This is a genomic window from Streptomyces sp. MS06 (genome assembly GCF_047200655.1).
Taxonomy (GTDB): domain Bacteria; phylum Actinomycetota; class Actinomycetes; order Streptomycetales; family Streptomycetaceae; genus Streptomyces.
On record NZ_JBJZOJ010000013.1, the window covers coordinates 18,834 to 34,033 of the forward strand.

At 73.2% G+C, this 15,200-nt stretch carries 18 protein-coding genes; 16 read left to right on the forward strand and 2 right to left on the reverse strand.

The genetic code is table 11. From position 1 onward, the window contains the following. The first annotated feature begins 365 nt into the window (after nucleotides 1–365). The 9 genes from ACL02U_RS08945 to ACL02U_RS08985 all read left to right on the forward strand — a co-directional run bounded on the left by ACL02U_RS08945 (nucleotide 366) and on the right by ACL02U_RS08985 (nucleotide 7,431). Complete coding sequence (locus tag ACL02U_RS08945) at nucleotides 366–1,418, forward strand: alpha/beta hydrolase (RefSeq protein WP_412790141.1); 1,053 nt, start codon at nucleotides 366–368, stop codon at nucleotides 1,416–1,418. A gap of 40 nt (nucleotides 1,419–1,458) precedes the next feature. Next, nucleotides 1,459–1,713, forward strand: a complete 255-nt coding sequence (locus ACL02U_RS08950; RefSeq protein ID WP_412790142.1) for a MoaD/ThiS family protein — start codon at nucleotides 1,459–1,461, stop codon at nucleotides 1,711–1,713. An 8-nt stretch (nucleotides 1,714–1,721) separates the two neighbouring features. Next, entirely contained in the window at nucleotides 1,722–3,398 is a 1,677-nt protein-coding gene (locus tag ACL02U_RS08955) for a hypothetical protein (RefSeq protein WP_412790143.1), read from the forward strand. A 282-nt stretch (nucleotides 3,399–3,680) separates the two neighbouring features. After that, nucleotides 3,681–4,415, forward strand: a complete 735-nt coding sequence (locus ACL02U_RS08960; protein WP_412790144.1) for a D-Ala-D-Ala carboxypeptidase family metallohydrolase — start codon at nucleotides 3,681–3,683, stop codon at nucleotides 4,413–4,415. A gap of 225 nt (nucleotides 4,416–4,640) precedes the next feature. After that, nucleotides 4,641–5,378 carry a DUF2993 domain-containing protein gene (locus ACL02U_RS08965; protein ID WP_412790145.1) on the forward strand — a complete coding sequence of 246 codons (738 nt, stop codon included), beginning with the start codon at nucleotides 4,641–4,643 and terminating at the stop codon, nucleotides 5,376–5,378. Between the two features lie 294 nt (nucleotides 5,379–5,672). Continuing rightward, nucleotides 5,673–5,753 carry an Ms5788A family Cys-rich leader peptide gene (locus ACL02U_RS08970; protein WP_351055874.1) on the forward strand — a complete coding sequence of 27 codons (81 nt, stop codon included), beginning with the start codon at nucleotides 5,673–5,675 and terminating at the stop codon, nucleotides 5,751–5,753. A 121-nt stretch (nucleotides 5,754–5,874) separates the two neighbouring features. After that, entirely contained in the window at nucleotides 5,875–6,720 is an 846-nt protein-coding gene (locus ACL02U_RS08975) for a sulfurtransferase (protein WP_412790146.1), read from the forward strand. A gap of 50 nt (nucleotides 6,721–6,770) precedes the next feature. Further along, nucleotides 6,771–7,058 (forward strand): DUF1416 domain-containing protein, encoded by a 288-nt coding sequence (locus ACL02U_RS08980; RefSeq protein ID WP_412790147.1) that lies wholly within the window; start codon nucleotides 6,771–6,773, stop codon nucleotides 7,056–7,058. Nucleotides 7,059–7,170: 112 nt separating this feature from the next. Beyond that, a complete protein-coding gene (locus ACL02U_RS08985; RefSeq protein WP_412790148.1) occupies nucleotides 7,171–7,431 on the forward strand; it encodes a DUF3099 domain-containing protein in 261 nt (86 codons plus the stop codon). A gap of 136 nt (nucleotides 7,432–7,567) precedes the next feature. On the opposite strand, the gene ACL02U_RS08990 is transcribed toward ACL02U_RS08985, so the two are convergent. Further along, a complete protein-coding gene (locus tag ACL02U_RS08990; RefSeq protein WP_412790149.1) occupies nucleotides 7,568–7,930 on the reverse strand; it encodes a DsrE family protein in 363 nt (120 codons plus the stop codon). A 145-nt stretch (nucleotides 7,931–8,075) separates the two neighbouring features. Here ACL02U_RS08990 and ACL02U_RS08995 point away from each other — a divergent pair, with 145 nt between their 5' ends. The 6 genes from ACL02U_RS08995 to ACL02U_RS09020 all read left to right on the forward strand — a co-directional run bounded on the left by ACL02U_RS08995 (nucleotide 8,076) and on the right by ACL02U_RS09020 (nucleotide 13,564). Beyond that, a complete protein-coding gene (locus tag ACL02U_RS08995; protein WP_412790150.1) occupies nucleotides 8,076–9,113 on the forward strand; it encodes a hypothetical protein in 1,038 nt (345 codons plus the stop codon). Continuing rightward, nucleotides 9,110–10,144, forward strand: coding sequence for a hypothetical protein (locus tag ACL02U_RS09000; protein WP_412790151.1), 1,035 nt, complete (start codon nucleotides 9,110–9,112; stop codon nucleotides 10,142–10,144). Before ACL02U_RS08995 ends, ACL02U_RS09000 begins: the two co-directional genes overlap by 4 nt. Before the next feature lie 305 nt (nucleotides 10,145–10,449). After that, nucleotides 10,450–11,331, forward strand: a complete 882-nt coding sequence (locus tag ACL02U_RS09005) for a hypothetical protein (protein WP_412790249.1) — start codon at nucleotides 10,450–10,452, stop codon at nucleotides 11,329–11,331. Between the two features lie 218 nt (nucleotides 11,332–11,549). Continuing rightward, on the forward strand, nucleotides 11,550–12,125 hold the full coding sequence (locus tag ACL02U_RS09010; protein ID WP_412790152.1) for an FABP family protein: 576 nt from the start codon (nucleotides 11,550–11,552) through the stop codon (nucleotides 12,123–12,125). 25 nt (nucleotides 12,126–12,150) lie between these two features. Next, the gene (locus tag ACL02U_RS09015; RefSeq protein WP_412790153.1) at nucleotides 12,151–12,588 is read left to right on the forward strand and encodes a Fur family transcriptional regulator; all 438 of its coding nucleotides are present in this window, start codon (nucleotides 12,151–12,153) and stop codon (nucleotides 12,586–12,588) included. Between the two features lie 10 nt (nucleotides 12,589–12,598). Continuing rightward, nucleotides 12,599–13,564: a YgfZ/GcvT domain-containing protein gene (locus ACL02U_RS09020; protein WP_412790154.1), complete on the forward strand. Its 966-nt coding sequence runs from the start codon at nucleotides 12,599–12,601 to the stop codon at nucleotides 13,562–13,564. Nucleotides 13,565–13,633: 69 nt separating this feature from the next. On the opposite strand, the gene dtd is transcribed toward ACL02U_RS09020, so the two are convergent. Then, nucleotides 13,634–14,059, reverse strand: a complete 426-nt coding sequence (gene dtd, locus ACL02U_RS09025) for a D-aminoacyl-tRNA deacylase (protein WP_412790155.1) — start codon at nucleotides 14,057–14,059, stop codon at nucleotides 13,634–13,636. Between the two features lie 168 nt (nucleotides 14,060–14,227). Here dtd and ACL02U_RS09030 point away from each other — a divergent pair, with 168 nt between their 5' ends. Further along, nucleotides 14,228–14,845, forward strand: coding sequence for an aerial mycelium formation protein (locus ACL02U_RS09030; RefSeq protein ID WP_412790156.1), 618 nt, complete (start codon nucleotides 14,228–14,230; stop codon nucleotides 14,843–14,845). Nucleotides 14,846–15,200 lie beyond the last annotated feature (355 nt).

Sequence of the window (15,200 nt, forward strand, 5' to 3'; positions counted from 1 at the left end):
CGGGTCGCCCTGTGTTCGTGCGCTTTTCGCTCGCCCATAACGTCTGGTTCCTCCTCGGTCCCTGCGAATGGGGGTACCTCCCACGCCCGCGAGGGAGTGGGGGAGTGCGGCACTGCTTCGTACGGTGCGGATCCCGCGCCCTGTGGGACCCGCGGTGGCCCCGGAGGGCCGGACCGCCTTCGGGGGCTCCGTACACCCGCGGTTTCCCGCGTCGTATACAACGCTTCCGAAAGCACGAAAGGACCCGGGGGCTGCGCTGCCCGGATCCTCTGCCCAGCAGAATAGCCCACATGAGCACCAGTCCGGCAGGTCATGAGGCGCGATCCTCCGTTCGTCCGGTGGGTGAGACGGGCAGACGGGTGCCTATGCGCACGTTCCTGTACACCGCCGACGGCGTGGCGATCGATTCCGTATACGACCCGGGCGCGGCCGTATACGACCCGGGCGCCGCCGCACGCGACACCCCGGGTTCAGCCGCCGTCGGTCCGGTGTTCGTCGTCGCGCACGGCTTCACCGGGGACGCGGACCGCCCGCACGTGCGCCGGGTGGCGGCGGCGTTCGCGCAGTACGGAGCCGTGGTCACGTTCTCGTTCCGGGGGCACGGCGCCTCTGGCGGACGGTCGACCGTGGGGGACCGCGAGGTGCTCGACCTGGCGGCCGCGGTGCGGTGGGCGCGCGAGCTCGGGCACACCTGGGTGGTGACCGTCGGCTTCTCGATGGGCGGCTCGGTGGTGCTGCGGCACGCGGCCCTGTACGGGTCCGCCGCGGGGCGGGAGCAGGAGGGGCGCACGGGTGCAGACGGCGCGGCGCGCACGGCGCCGCGCGCCGTCCCGGGCCCGGAAGCGCCGGGCGGGGGCCGTGAAGCCGTCGCCGCCGTCGGCGGTGGCACGGCGGCCGGCGCGGACCCGGGAGCGGCCGGCGCGGGACCCGCCGCGGTCGACCCGGGGTCTGCCGCGGTCGATCCGGGGTCTGCCGTGGCCGATCCGGGGCCCGCCGTGGCCGATCCGGGGCTGGATGCGGTCGATCCGGGGCCGGATGTGGTCGTCTCGGTCAGTGCACCGGCCCGCTGGTACTACCGCGGCACCGCCCCCATGCGGCGGCTGCACTGGCTGGTGACCCGCCCCGAGGGCCGCCTGGTGGGCCGCTACGGGTTCCGGACCCGCATCCACCACCGGGAGTGGGACCCGGTGCCGCTGTCCCCGGTGCAGGCCGTCCCGCGCATCGCGCCCGCGCCGCTGCTCGTCGTGCACGGCGACCGGGACGGGTACTTCCCCCTCGACCACCCGCGCATGCTCGCGGAGGCCGCCGGCGAGCACGGCGAACTCTGGCTGGAGCCGGGCATGGGCCACGCCGAGAACGCCGCCGGCGACGATCTCCTGGGCCGTATCGCGCGCTGGGCGGTCGCGCGGGCGGGCTAGCCTTGCCGTGTCCACTGCCGAACCACACCCGAGGGACGAGATGGCAAAGGTCACGGTGCGCTACTGGGCCGCCGCCAAGGCCGCGGCGGGCATCGCCGAGGAGCCGTACCAGGCGGCCACGCTCGCCGAGGCGCTCGGCGCGGTGCGCGAGCGGCACCCCGGCGAACTCACGCGCGTACTGCTGCGCTGCTCGTTCCTGGTCGACGGCGACCCCGTGGGCACCCGCGGGCACGACACGGTACGGCTGACCGAGGGCGGCACGGTCGAGGTGCTCCCGCCGTTCGCAGGAGGGTGACGCCACCGATGAGCAACCAGCCGCACGAGCCCCAGCAGCCCTACCAGCCGCAGGAGCCCTACCAGCCGCAGGAGCCCTACCAGCCGCAGGAGCCCTACCAGTCGCAGGAGCCCTACGCGCCGTACGGGGCCCAGCAGCCGCAGCCGCAGCCGTACCAGCCGCAGTCGTACCAGCAGCAGCAGTACGCGGAGCCGGCGGTGCAGCAGGCCCCCCACGAGGGACATCGGCAGTTCCAGTCGCAGGAGCGAGGGACGGGGGCCCAGCAGTACCAGCCGCAGCAGCAGCCCTACCAGGGGCTCGACCCGCGCTCCGGGCAGCAGACCTGGCAGCAGCCGGAGCCCTCCGGGCAGCAGTCCTACCCGCTTCCCCCCGAGCAGCAGTACCAGGGCTACGGGCAGCCGCACCACGACCCGCAGGCCACCCAGCAGTGGCAGGGGCAGACCTGGGAGACCCTGGTGCAGCCGCCGGCCACCGGTGCGGGCGGGGCGGACGGGACCGAGACGGCGTACCTTCCGCCGGCGGCAGGTACGCCGCATCCGTGGCCCGGGCAGGACACCCCGCCGACCTCGCCCACCCCGTCCGCCTCGTCGGACCCGTCCGCCTCGTCGGCCCCGTCCGCCTCGTCGGACCCGTACGGGCAGGCCGGGTACAGCGGGTACAGCGGGCACACGGGGTACACCGGGCAGAGCGACGGGGGCGGAGCCCATGGCGCGGGTGGTGTGCAGGCCGCCTACGGTGTGCAGGCCGCCCCCGGCGCCCAGGCGTTCCCCGGCCCCCAGACCCCGGGCGTGCAGCCCGTCCCGGGTGTGCAGTCCGCGTCGCAGCCGGTACCGGGCGCACCGTCCTCCGCGCCCCCGGTCGCGGACGGCGGCCCGGACGGCGCCGGCGGCCCTGCCTACGGTCCCGCCACCCTCGCCGGCAACAGCAGGGTCACGGACGCGCAGCGCGCCCGGATGGAAGGCCGCTCGCCCATCATCGATCCGGGCGGTCAGCCCGCCGCGCTCACCGCGCTGCTCGGCCTGCTGCTCTCCGGCACGGCGGCGGTCGGCTCCTACGCCCTGCTCGTCCCCCTCGTCGCGGTGCAGGCGGTCACGGCGGCGGGCTGGTTCCGGCTGAACGGCATGTGGCCGGCCCGGCAGGGCATCGCCCTCGCCTTCCTCGGCGCCCTGGTCGCCGACGCCGCGGTGCTCGCGGCCGGCCGGGACCACGGTCCGGCCGCGGTCCTGGGCACGCTCGGCGTGTGGGTGCTGCTCTGCCTGGTCCTGCAACTGCGTTCGCACGCGGACCCGGACGAGCGGATGTACGGACTGATGGCGACCGTCACGGCGTCCGCCCTGGCGGTCACCGCGGCCGGGTACCTCGCCGCCGATGCGGACGCGGTGTCGGTCGGAGCGGCGGCGGTGGCCGTCGCCGTGCTGGCCAGGGTGATGCCGCTGCCCGCTCCCGCCTCGGTGGCCGTGGCGCTGTCGGCCGCGGCGGGCGCGGGCGTCGCGGTGGGCGGCATGACCGGGACGGGCGCCGCAGGGGCGCTGCTGGGTGCGGCCGCGGGCGGCTGCGCCCTGATCGGCCACCGGGTGGCCGCGTACGACTACCCCTCCCGGTTCGTGCACTTCACGGCGGGCGTCGCCCTGCCGCTGAGCGCGGCCGCGCCGGCGGTGTACGTGCTGGGGCGGGTGTTCGGCTAGCGCTCCGGTACGTGCCGGGACGAGCCCGCCCGATCCGCTGCGCCGCGCGGAGTGCTGCCCCGGGGTGAGCCGTCCCCGGGGCTTGCCGCGCACCGGTCGCCGCTGCGGGAGGCTGCGCGCGGTCCGGCGGGACGGCCCGTGCGGGGGCCGCGCCGCGTGCGCCCGGGTCCGGCGCAGGGCCGCTGCGTGAAGTTGATTCGCCCTGCTCAGGGGGCTGTTGACGCGCGTCACACCGCTCGGGCACCCTGGTTCCGGTCATATTCCCGCGTCGTAGGAGCTCCTGTGATCAGACGTGCCGTACGACCCGCTCTTGCATTTGTCATGCTCTTAACAGCCCTGTTCGCCGGGGCCACGCTTACCGCCGGTACCGCCCACGCCGACAGCTGCTACACCTGGGGGCGCACCCTCAGCCAGGGGACGAGCGGCAGCGACGTCCGCCAGCTTCAGATACGCGTCTCCGGATACCCGGGCTACGGATCGGTGCTCGCGATCGACGGCCAGTTCGGACCCGCGACCAAGGCCGCCGTGGTCCGTTTCCAGAAGGCCTACGGCCTCACCGCGGACGGCATCGCCGGCCCCCAGACGTACAGCAAGATCTACGCCCTCCAGGACTCCGACTGCACGCCCGCGCACTTCGCCTACTCCGAGCTGAACCGGTGCAACAGCTCCTGGTCCGGCGGGGCGGTGAGTGCGTCCACGGCACGCTCCAACGCCCTCCGGCTCATGTGGCAGTTGGAGGCCCTGCGGCACGCGCTGGGGGACCACCCGCTGACCATCAGCAGCGGTTTCCGCTCCTACTCCTGCAACAGCGCGGTCGGCGGTGCGTCGAACAGCAACCACCTCTACGGCCGTGCGGCGGACATCACCGGGACGCCCAGCCTCTGCAGCATCGACAAGGAGGCCCGCTACCACGGCTTCCGGGAGATCCTCGGCCCGGGCTACCCCGGTCACAGCACCCACGCCCACCTCGGCAACCAGAGCTCGCGCTACTGGTCGGCCTCCCAGTGCGGCATCTGACCGCCCGCCCGGCACCCCCCGGGTGACGTCCGCCGCTTCCGCGGCGGTACCGAGCGCTCGGCCGCCCCGGGCTCGTCACCGGGTTCCTCACCGGCCTCCGGGTCGGGGAGGAACCCGGTGTCCTTCGGGGAGGAATCGGAGTCACGATTCCGGGCGGCGGCTCCGAGCGGCCCGGTTACGGTGGGCGGACTGACCGTCGGGCCGTCCGGGTGGGGGAACAACCACATGCGAGCGTTGCGCATACTGCTGATCGTCGTCATCGTCCTCGGTGGGCTCTTCGTGGCCGCGGACCGTGTCGCCGCGCACTTCGCCGAGGGGGAGGCCGCGGACAAGCTGCGGACGACGGAGAACCTCGCCGCCACCCCGGACGTGTCGATCAACGGCTTCCCGTTCCTCACCCAGCTCGCCTCCGGCGAGCTGGACGACGTCGACGTCCGCATCGAGGACTACCGGGCCGCCGGCGGAACCGGCGGCCGGACCATCCGCATCGACGACCTCAGGGCGCACATGAAGGGCGTCGAGTTCTCCGGCGACTACAGCTCCGCCATCGCGGCCAGCGCCGCCGGCACCGCCACGATCTCCTACGCGGAGCTGCTGAAGGCCGCCGAGCCCGAGCCCGTGCAGGTCGCGCCCGGCGTCAGGGCGAGGGTCGTGGGCCTGTCGGACGGCGGGAACGGCAAGATCAAGGTGGCCGTCGAGGCGACCGTCCTGGGCCGCAAGCTGCCCGAGCCGGTCTCCGTGCTGAGTTCCGTCACGGTCGAGCACGACACCGTCCGGGTGCACGCCGACTCGCTGCCCAGCATCGCCGGGACGCGGATCGCCGAGAACACCGTCCGTTCGATCACCGACTTCCAGCAGGTGATCGACGAACTGCCCGGCGGGATCCGGCTCGACAAGGTGGAAGCGGCGAAGCAGGGCGTGCAGATCTCGGTGAAGGGTTCCCACGTCCGCCTGGCCGGGTAGGCCACCACCGACCGGCGAGCCGCCCGGCGAGGCAGGGCGTCGTCGGGGAGCGGACGGCCGCGGCCGCGGGCCGACGGGCGGCCGCGGGCCGACCGGCGAGTGCCGGTCGAGAGCGACGCCGTCCGAAAGGCGAGACGCTGCCGTCCGTACTGCAGAAACGCTACGGGTCGGGGAGGGCCGGCCCCGGTCCGGGAACCGCTTCGGGCCGACACTGGTCCCGCATTGCGGACGATGTCGTCTCAATATCCGACACGCTGGTGACATGCCCACCTGTCCGTCCCTACGATCGAGGCCATGAGGCGACAGGCGGATCTCACGAAGCGGCGGGCAGTAGACCTGTGCCGCGTTGCCGCCATGCTCTGTCGCCCGTTCTGAGCGGAGGCCACTTCCCGCCTCGCGCTGCCCGTACCCGGGCCTCCCGTACGCCGTTCCGTCATGGCGCACGCCCTTCTGATCAGCACACCCCCTGCCGAGACTGCCCCGGAGGAGATCGAGCATGAGCCGCAACGACGTCCTGGTCGATGCCGACTGGCTCCAGGAACACCTGGACGACCCGACCATCGCCATCGTCGAGGTGGACGAGGACACGTCCGCCTACGAGAAGAACCACATCAGGAACGCGATCCGCATCGACTGGACCACGGACCTCCAGGACCCGGTCCGCCGCGACTTCGTCGACCAGGAGGGCTTCGAGAAGCTCCTGTCGGAGAAGGGCATCGCCAACGACCACACGGTCGTCCTCTACGGCGGCAACAACAACTGGTTCGCGTCCTACGCCTACTGGTACTTCAAGCTCTACGGCCACCAGAGCGTCAAGCTCCTCGACGGCGGACGCAAGAAGTGGGAGCTGGACGCCCGCGAGCTGGTCGGCGGCGACGATGTGCCCGCGCGGACCAGGACCGAGTACCGGGCCCAGCCGCAGGACGCCTCCATCCGAGCGTTCCGCGACGACGTGGTGGCGGCCATCGGCTCCGACAACCTGGTCGACGTGCGCTCGCCCGACGAGTTCTCCGGCAAGCTGCTCGCCCCGGCCCACCTGCCGCAGGAGCAGTCGCAGCGCCCCGGTCACGTCCCGACCGCCCGCAACATCCCCTGGTCGAAGAACGCCAAGGACGACGGCACCTTCAAGTCGGACGAGGAGCTCAAGGCCCTCTACGCCGAGGAGAGCGTCGACCTCGCCAAGGACACCATCGCCTACTGCCGCATCGGTGAGCGCTCCGCGCTGACCTGGTTCGTCCTGCACGAGCTGCTCGGTGTGGAGAACGTCAAGAACTACGACGGCTCCTGGACCGAGTACGGCTCCCTCGTCGGCGTTCCGATCGAGCTCGGCGCCAACAAGTAACCCGATCCGACCGGCCTCCCGGTCGGACCGAGACCCCTCTGGAGAAAGACATGTGTGGAGCGAAGGCCGGCGGCCCGGACGCCTCGACGATCAAGCCCGGTGAGACCACCATCCAGGGCCAGGTGACCCGCGACGGCGAGCCGGTGCAGGGCTACGTCCGCCTGCTCGACTCGACCGGCGAGTTCACCGCGGAGGTGCCCACCTCCGCCACCGGACAGTTCCGTTTCTACGCGGCCGAAGGCACCTGGACCGTCCGCGCCCTGGTGCCCGGAGCCACGGCCGACCGCAAGGTCGTCGCCCAGCAGGGCGGCCTGGCCGAGGTCGCCATCGCGGTCTGACGCGGGCACCGCGGCACGTCAGCGGCTGGAGGGCCGTACCCCCACGGGTTGGACGCCTGGGGTACGGCCCTTCGGCGTGTTCCGGACCGGTTCTCCGTCCTACGCTGAAGAGATGTACCAACGGCGACGGCGCACCTACTTCGCCATGATGGGCACCTGCCTCGGCCTGTTCATCCTGGCCTGGGGCGTGGTGCGCCTCTGGTCGGTCCCGGCCGCGGTCGCCATGGCCCTCGTGGCCATGGTCATCCCGCCGCTGGCCGCGATCGTGGCCAACCGGCGCGGCCCGGAGGACCGCTGGTGGGACGATCCCTCGGGCGACCCGAAGTCCGACGAGTGGTGGGACGAGCTGGACGGCAAGAAGAAGCGCCGGTAGGCCCGCCGGGCGCCCCGGGCGCCCCGGGCGCCCCGGGCGCCCCGGGTGCCCGGCGTGCCGGAGGGGGGCGGGGGTGCCGGGAGCGGACGGCACCGGCGGTGCCGCGGTGTGCCGGGACTCCGCGGGTCGGGGCGGGTCAGTAGACGAGCGCCTGGGTGTCGTCGGCGAGGGCCTCCTGCACGAAGACCTGCGCCCCGGCGATCCGTACACCCTCGATGACGTCCTTCTCCCCGATGTCGCGGCGGGCCGCGCACTGCGTGCACAGGGTCAGGCGTCCGGCCGCCAGGATCGAGTCGACCAGCTCCGGCAGGGGCGCGGCATGCGGCAGCTCGAACTCGGCGGCGCGTCCCGGCAGGGCGAACCAGGCGGACTCCCCGGTCAGCCACACCGACACGTCCACCCCGCTCGCGAGGGCCACGCCCGCCACCGTGAACGCCTGGGAGCAGCGCTCGGGCGCGTCGGCCCCGGCGGTCACCTTGATCACGAGTTTTTTCGCCATGGCTGAATCGTAATCAACTTGCCTGCAACTTCCGCTGTTGATCAGAGTCTCAGTCACGCGGGGGTACGGAATCCCCGCTTCACGTTCTGTGGGGGACGTCTTGGAAGAACCAGAGGAGAGGCCCGGCGCGCCGAATGACGTGCCCATGACCAATAGGTCGGGTATGCCGGATGTGCCGGAGCCTCCGAACGACACGCAGGCGCACCCGGAGGCGCCGGACGCGGCGACCGCGAGGAGCGCCGAGAGCGCCGAGAGCGGTGAGAGCCGGGAGGCCGCCGCGAGCGCGGGGACCGCGGGGACCGCGGAGACTGCGGGGACCGCGGCGGGGGCAGGGGCCGCCCAGGCCGCGGAGGCCCCCAAGAGGGCGGACGTCACCGAGACCGCGGAAGTCGCCGAGGGCGGAGGCGCCGCCGAGGGCGGTGCGCAGGCGGCGGTGGGCGCACCCGCCGAGGCGGCGGTCGCTGCCCGGCCCCGGCGGCGACGCGGACGCACGACGCTGCTGCTCTGTGCCGCCGCCGCGTTCGGGCTCGTCGCCGGCACCTGCACCGGCTTCCTGGTGCAGGCATCCCGGGAGCCGACGAAGCTGCCGCCGCTGTCCCAGCCCGTGATCGGGCAGTCCCACGGCAAGGGGCCCGCGCCGCTGCCGGCGTCGCAGGACCGGAAGGTCAGGACCGACGGCGACCTGCGCAAGCTGCTGCTGAAGAAGCCGAGCGGGGCGAGCGGGGCGAAGGACGCGGACCTGGTCTCCGCCGACGGCTGGTTGGATGTCGCGGACTACGCCGACATGTACGACAAGCCCGACGTGGTCTTCGGTCATCTCATCGCCGCCGACTACCGGCGCGCGGCAGTCACCGGTTGGCGGTCCGGAACGACGTTTGTGCGCATCCACCTGATCCAGTTCCGCCAGGAGGAGGACGTGACCGCCGCCAGCCGTGCGGCGGACGCCCAGATGTGGGCCGACAGTCAGAAGGGCACGGACAGCTGGAGCATCCCCGGCACGGGGGACGGCATGGCCTACGTCCACCGCCGACCGCACACCGAACCCGGCTACCGGCCCGTGTACTTCGCCGAGGCCGATGCCTACCGGGGTGACATCCAGGTCGAGATCTGGGTGAACGACGTCAAGCCGATCAGCAAGAAGACGATCATGGACCTGGCCAAGCGGCAGATGGAGCGGCTGTGAGCGAGACACCCATCGGGCCGCCCCAGCCGCCCCAGCCGCCGGAGCCTTCCCAGCCGACCGGCACCTCGGAGACCTCGGAGACCCCGGCGGTCCCGGCAGTCCCGGCGGCCATGGAGCCCCCGGCCTCCCCGGAGCCCCCGGCTGCCCCCGCCACCCCTGCCGATCCTGCCGTCCCGGATCCGCCGGAAGGGTCGGCGGACGCACCGTCCGCCTCGCTTCCGCCCGCCGAACCGGCGGCCCACCTCTCCGACCCCGAGGCGCCCTCCACGCCCGTGCGCAGGCCGCGCCGCGCGCGGCGCATCGCCGCCGCGGCCGGGTGCCTGCTGCTGGCCGGGGCCGTCGTCGCCGGCGTCGGCTACACGGTCGTCACCGTCCGGGGCGCCGACCGGGACGCCGGCGCGCCGCAGTGGAAGCTCCCCACCAGCAAGCCCGCCCAGGCCGGGAAGACTTCCCCGAAGGGACTGGCGGGGATGCTCGTCCCCTACGGAACCAGCGGCTGGAAACGCGGACCCGACATCGGAGCCTACGGAGCGGACGCCCGGCTCAGCGCCGCCGAGGCGACGGCGTACCGCAAGAAGTCCCTGCAGAGCCTCCCGCGCACCCAGCGCAAGCTGCTGGAGAAGGAGGTCGACCGGGAGCACGTCACCGGGATGGCGATGCGCAGCTACGTCAGCGAAGAGGCCACCAACTACAACTACGACGCGACGGACAGCTACACGGTGACCGTCGCGCTCTCCCGGATGGGGGACAAGGGCGCCGCCCGCGAGATCGTGACGTCCCAGACCCGGCTCCTCGACGCGCTGGACGTCTTCCGCAAGGGCCCGTCGATCGAGGGGCACAAGAACGCCCGGTGCTACCTGCTGCCGGTCGCCGACGACGGCAAGCTGGACACGATGATGTGCTCGGCGTACGTCGGGGACGTCCTGCTCACGGCCACCGCGCATGGCGTGAAGCCGCTCGGCACCGACGACATCGTCACGCTGCTCGGCACTCAGCTGAACCGGATCAAGGAACAGGGGGTGGCGGTGTGAGCGAGCAGCAGCCCGAGCGCACCGAGCAGCCGCAGGCCCAGTCCGTCGAGACCCAGGCCCAGGCCGCCCAGGCCCAGGCCGACGCGGAGCGTGGCGTGCCCGCCGCCCCTGCCGCGCCCGCCGAATCGGTCGCCCCCGCCGTGCCCGCCGAGTCGGCCGAGTCGGCCGTCCCGGCCGCGCCGCCGGCACCCGGGCAGGCCGCCCCCGTGCCTGAGCCCCCACCGGCCCTTCCGGTACCCCCGCCCCCGGCGGCGGCACCCTCCGACGGGGAACCTGCCCCGGCACCCACCGCCGGGGAACCTGCGGTGGCGCCCCCTGCCGCACCCCCGGTCGCGGGGCCCTTCGCCGCCCCGGTGCCGGGCCCGGAGCAGCCCCCGGCTCCCCCTGCCGTGCCGGAGCAGCCCCCCGCTCCCACCGTGGTGAAGGACCGGCGGGTGCTGCGGGCGGTCCTGCGCTGGACCGCGGCCGTCGTGGTGTGCGCCGCCGTCGGCACCGGCGCGGCGTACAAGATCACGCAGATGGACCGCACCGACGTACCGGGACTGGCGACGCGGTCCGACGGCCGCTGGGACTACCCGCTGCTGACGAGGCCTCCGCTGCCGTCCGGCAGCCCCGCGCCGTTCGCCGAGTCCAACCCGGCCGGCGCCCACTACGCCGACCTGCGCGCCCTGCTGCTGCCCGCCCCGAAGGGCGCGAAGGAGGACAAGGCGCTGCGCGGTGCCGACGGCTGGCTCGACACCGGTGACTTCCTGGCGGAGTACGCCGACGAGAGCGACCGGGACGCGTTCCGGCAGAAGCTCGTGGACGACGGACTGCGGCACATCGCGGCCCGCGGCTGGACCACCGGGGACGGCACCCGGACCCGGATCTACCTGCTGCAGTTCGACACCGCGGCCGTGGTGGACGCCGACCTGATGAGCGCCCTCTTCCCGTACTCCAGCCCCGTCTACCCGCTGCGGGGCGCGGAGACCGCCGAGTCCGACGAGGACTTCCCGGCGGAGATCCGCGTCTCGGGGATCGACCACTCGGTGTACGTCGAGCCCGCGCCGTACGGCGACGAGCAGGACCGCGAGGCCTACCTGGGTGCCGGCGACGTCTGCGCGGTGATCGTCCAGTCCCGCAAGGGCGGGGCGCCCGCCGTGCCCTTCCAGCAGACGGTCGCCCTGCAGAGCGAGCTGCTCGGCTGACCCCGAAGGCCCACCTCGTCAAGAGTGCCGGGCCCCGGCCGCGTAAGCTGGGGCCCGGCCCTCGTGTACCCGCCCTCGCTCAGCAAGGAGCACCCCGTGGAGATCTTCTTCGAAACGCTGCTGGCCCTCGTCTGCGTCGGCGTGCTGGCCTTCGCCGGACTGACCGTGAAGAAGCTGTACCAGGGCCAGCGCTGACCCCTCTCTAGGAACTGCCGCTCATGATCGAGATCCCGTCCGACCTCCACAAGGACCTCGTCCCCCTCGCCTTCCTGCTCGGCGACTGGGCGGGCGCGGGCGTGCACGACTTCCCCGGCTCGGAGAAGTGCAATTTCGGACAGGAGGTCACCTTCAGCCACGACGGCCGGGACTTCCTCGAGTACCACTCCCACACCTGGGTCCTGGACAACGACGGGAACAAGGTGCGGCCGCTGGAGTCCGAGTCGGGCTACTGGCGGATCGACTCCGGCCGCAAGGTCGAGGTGACGATGGTCCGCGACGACGGCGTCGTCGAGGTCTGGTACGGCGAGATGGCCGACAAGAAGCCGCAGATCGACCTGGTCACCGACGCGGTGGCGCGGACTGCCGCCTCCCACCCGTACACCGGCGGCAAGCGGCTGTACGGCTACGTCAAGAGCGATCTGATGTGGGTCGGCGAGAAGCAGACGCCCGAGGTCGAGCTGCGCCCCTACATGTCGGCGCACCTGAAGAAGGTCGTCAGCCCGGAGGACGTGGAGCGCTGGGCCAAGGCGCTGCCGGACGACCTGCCGGACGACGGAATCGCCTTCTTCAAGTAGCCGCCGGCGGTTCTAGACTTCCGGTGTGGTGAGCACCGACTGGAAGAGCGACCTCAGGCAGCGCGGCTACCGGCTGACGCCGCAGCGCCAGCTTGTCCTCGAAGCAGTGGACACCCTGGAGCACGCGACCCCCGACGACATCCTCGGCGAGGTGAGGAAGACGGCGTCGGGGGTCAACATCTCCACCGTCTACCGCACGCTGGAGCTGCTGGAGGAGCTCGGCCTCGTCTCGCACGCGCACCTCGGCCACGGCGCCCCGACGTACCACCTCGCCGACCGGCACCACCACATCCACCTGGTGTGCCGCGACTGCACCCACGTCATCGAGGCCGACCTCCAGGTCGCCGAGGACTTCACCGCGAAGCTCCGGGAGCAGTTCGGCTTCGACACCGACATGAAGCACTTCGCGATCTTCGGCCGGTGCCGGGACTGCACGCACAAGCGTTCAAGTACCGAGTCGTAGGCTGGGATCCATGAAGAGCCCTCTGCTGTCCCTGCCCGGCGCCGTCCCCGCCGAGGGCGCGGACGAAGGCGTCGCCGCCCACTACGGCGACCTCTTCCGCGAACAGCGCGCCCTCGCCGACGGCACCGGTTTCGTCGACCTCTCCCACCGCGGGGTCGTCACGGTCTCCGGTCCGGACCGCCTGAGCTGGCTGCACCTGCTGCTCACCCAGCACGTCAGCGAGCTGCCCGCGGGTCAGGCCACCGAGGCGCTGATCCTCTCCGCGAACGGCCACATCGAGCACGCCCTCTACCTGGTCGACGACGGCGAGACGGTCTGGATACACGTGGAGCCGGGGACCCAGGAGGCGCTGATCGCGTACCTGGAGTCGATGAAGTTCTTCTACCGGGTGGAGGTCGCCGACCGCACCGACGCGTTCGCGGTGGTGCACCTGCCCGCCGGCTCCATCGCCGAGGTACCCGAGGACGCCGTCGTCCGCGAGACGGCGTACGGCCGTGACGTCTTCCTCCCCCGCGAGCGGCTGGAGTCCTTCGCCGAGCAGGCGGGCCCGCCCGCCGGGCTGCTCGCCCACGAGGCGCTGCGGGTGGAGCAGCACCGCCCGCGCCTCGGCTTCGAGACCGACCACCGCACCATCCCGCACGAGCTGGGCTGGATCGGCACCGCGGTGCACCTGCAGAAGGGCTGCTACCGCGGCCAGGAGACGGTCGCCCGGGTGCAGAACCTGGGCAAGCCGCCGCGCCGCCTGGTCTTCCTCCACCTCGACGGGAGCGAGGTGCACCTGCCCGCGCACGGCACGGAACTGCACCTCGCCGACGAGGGTTCCGAGGGCCGCAAGGTCGGCTTCGTCACCACCTCCGTCCGCCACCACGAACTCGGCCCGGTCGCCCTGGCACTGGTCAAGCGGAACGTTCCGGTGGACGCGCGGCTGCTGGCCGACGGCACGGCGGCGGCACAGGAGACCGTCGTGGAACCGTAGGGTCCCGCCCGCCCGGGCGGAACCGCAGGATCCCGCCCGCCCGGGCCCTCCCGTTCCGAGGCGTCCCCCTCAGACCTCCAGCAGCACGGTGAACGGGCCGTCGTTGGCCAGCGACACGCGCATCCGCGCGCCGAACCGGCCCGTCTCCACCGTGGCCCCCAGCGCCCGGAGCCGCGCCACGACCTCGTCGACCAGCGGCTCGGCGACATCGCCGGGCGCGGCCGCGTTCCAGGTGGGGCGGCGGCCCTTGCGGGCGTCTCCGTAGAGGGTGAACTGGCTGACGACGAGGAGCGGGGCGTCGACGTCGCTGCACGACCTCTCGTCCTGGAGGATCCGCACCGACCACAGTTTGCGGGCGAGCCGGGCCGCCGTCTCCGGGGTGTCCTCGTGGGTCACCCCCACCAGGACGCACAGGCCCTCGCCCTTGATCTCCCCGACCGTCTCGCCGTCCACGACGACGCTCGCGCCGTCCACCCTCTGCACCACTGCACGCATACGACCATCATGCCGGGCGGCCGATAGACCTCCGGGGCAGGCCCGCAGAAGGCCTGTTCCCGTCTCCTCAACCCGCCCATCTGGGCCGTTCGGGGGCACTCGGTCACATAGCGGCCACCCGGGGTGGCACGATGCTGCCCTACACAGGTCGAGGGGACGTAGAAGTACATGAGCACACCGAGTACCGGGCGGCAGCCCGGGGCCGCCTCGCCGACCCGCGGGGACGAGCGGGCAGCCGTCGCCCGGCCGCCCGCACAGCGCACCGGCAGCCCGCCGCCCGCCGAACCGCCCGAGCACGACCTGACCGCCCAGAGCCTGCCCGAACTGCGCACCCTGCGCCGGGACGCGCAGCGCGACGAGGCCGATCTCAGCTACGTGCGGCGGCTGCTCCAGGGCCGGATCGACATCCTGCGCGCCGAACTCGCTCGGCGCGGGCCGACGGCCGTGGTGGCCGTGGGGAAGCCCTCGGTGGTGGAGCGGCTGTCGGAGATCCTCGCCGACGCGCCGGCCCGGCAGCGTTCCTCCGCCCGCCACGTCACCGTGGGCACCCCGCACAACGAGGAGTACCGCAGGCTGGCCGCCGACATGCTCGCCGAGGTGGACCTGTCCGACCTGGGCGCCCGCACCGACACCGAGCTGCACGCGGGCATGGCGCGCCTGGTCCGCTTCGAGCAGCAGGTCTCCCGGCGACGCCAGCGGTTGCAGCGGACGGCGGACGACTGCAGCGCGGAGATCGCCCGCCGCTACCGTGAGGGAGAGGCGCAGGTCGACGACCTGCTGGTGTGACACCCCGGAGGCCCGGGAGGTTCCTGGACCGTCCTCCGCCGTCCTCCGCCGTCCTCCGCCGTCCTCCGCCGTCCCCCGCCGTCCCCCGCCGTCCCCCGCCGGCCCCGCCGGCCTCCGAACCGGCTCGGCCGCTTCCCTGGACAGCCTCGGTCGGCTTCCGAACCGCCTCGGCCGGTTCTCCTGGACCGCCTCGGTCGGCTCCGAACCGGCTCGGGTCCCGGTCGGGGCCCGCCAGCCTTCGGCGTCGGGACCCGGCGGTGCCGGACCACCGGGCGACGCGGCCGGGCGGGCCGGAACCGGTCGCCGCGGGGCTACGGGGCTACGGGGCTGTGGGGCCACGGGCGGGCCGGGACCG

Bases quoted from the DNA above. Each gene is read 5' to 3' on its own strand.
- ACL02U_RS09020 (WP_412790154.1), top strand. From the start codon at position 12,599: ATGAAGAGCCCTCTGCTGTCCCTGCCCGGCGCCGTCCCCGCCGAGGGC.
- ACL02U_RS08955 (WP_412790143.1), top strand. From the start codon at position 1,722: ATGAGCAACCAGCCGCACGAGCCCCAGCAGCCCTACCAGCCGCAGGAG.
- ACL02U_RS08995 (WP_412790150.1), top strand. From the start codon at position 8,076: ATGACCAATAGGTCGGGTATGCCGGATGTGCCGGAGCCTCCGAACGAC.
- ACL02U_RS08975 (WP_412790146.1), top strand. From the start codon at position 5,875: ATGAGCCGCAACGACGTCCTGGTCGATGCCGACTGGCTCCAGGAACAC.
- dtd (WP_412790155.1), bottom strand. From the start codon at position 14,059: ATGCGTGCAGTGGTGCAGAGGGTGGACGGCGCGAGCGTCGTCGTGGAC.
- ACL02U_RS08945 (WP_412790141.1), top strand. From the start codon at position 366: ATGCGCACGTTCCTGTACACCGCCGACGGCGTGGCGATCGATTCCGTA.
- ACL02U_RS08980 (WP_412790147.1), top strand. From the start codon at position 6,771: ATGTGTGGAGCGAAGGCCGGCGGCCCGGACGCCTCGACGATCAAGCCC.
- ACL02U_RS08950 (WP_412790142.1), top strand. From the start codon at position 1,459: ATGGCAAAGGTCACGGTGCGCTACTGGGCCGCCGCCAAGGCCGCGGCG.
- ACL02U_RS09030 (WP_412790156.1), top strand. From the start codon at position 14,228: ATGAGCACACCGAGTACCGGGCGGCAGCCCGGGGCCGCCTCGCCGACC.
- ACL02U_RS08970 (WP_351055874.1), top strand. From the start codon at position 5,673: ATGAGGCGACAGGCGGATCTCACGAAGCGGCGGGCAGTAGACCTGTGC.
- ACL02U_RS08985 (WP_412790148.1), top strand. From the start codon at position 7,171: ATGTACCAACGGCGACGGCGCACCTACTTCGCCATGATGGGCACCTGC.
- ACL02U_RS08965 (WP_412790145.1), top strand. From the start codon at position 4,641: ATGCGAGCGTTGCGCATACTGCTGATCGTCGTCATCGTCCTCGGTGGG.
- ACL02U_RS08990 (WP_412790149.1), bottom strand. From the start codon at position 7,930: ATGGCGAAAAAACTCGTGATCAAGGTGACCGCCGGGGCCGACGCGCCC.
- ACL02U_RS09010 (WP_412790152.1), top strand. From the start codon at position 11,550: ATGATCGAGATCCCGTCCGACCTCCACAAGGACCTCGTCCCCCTCGCC.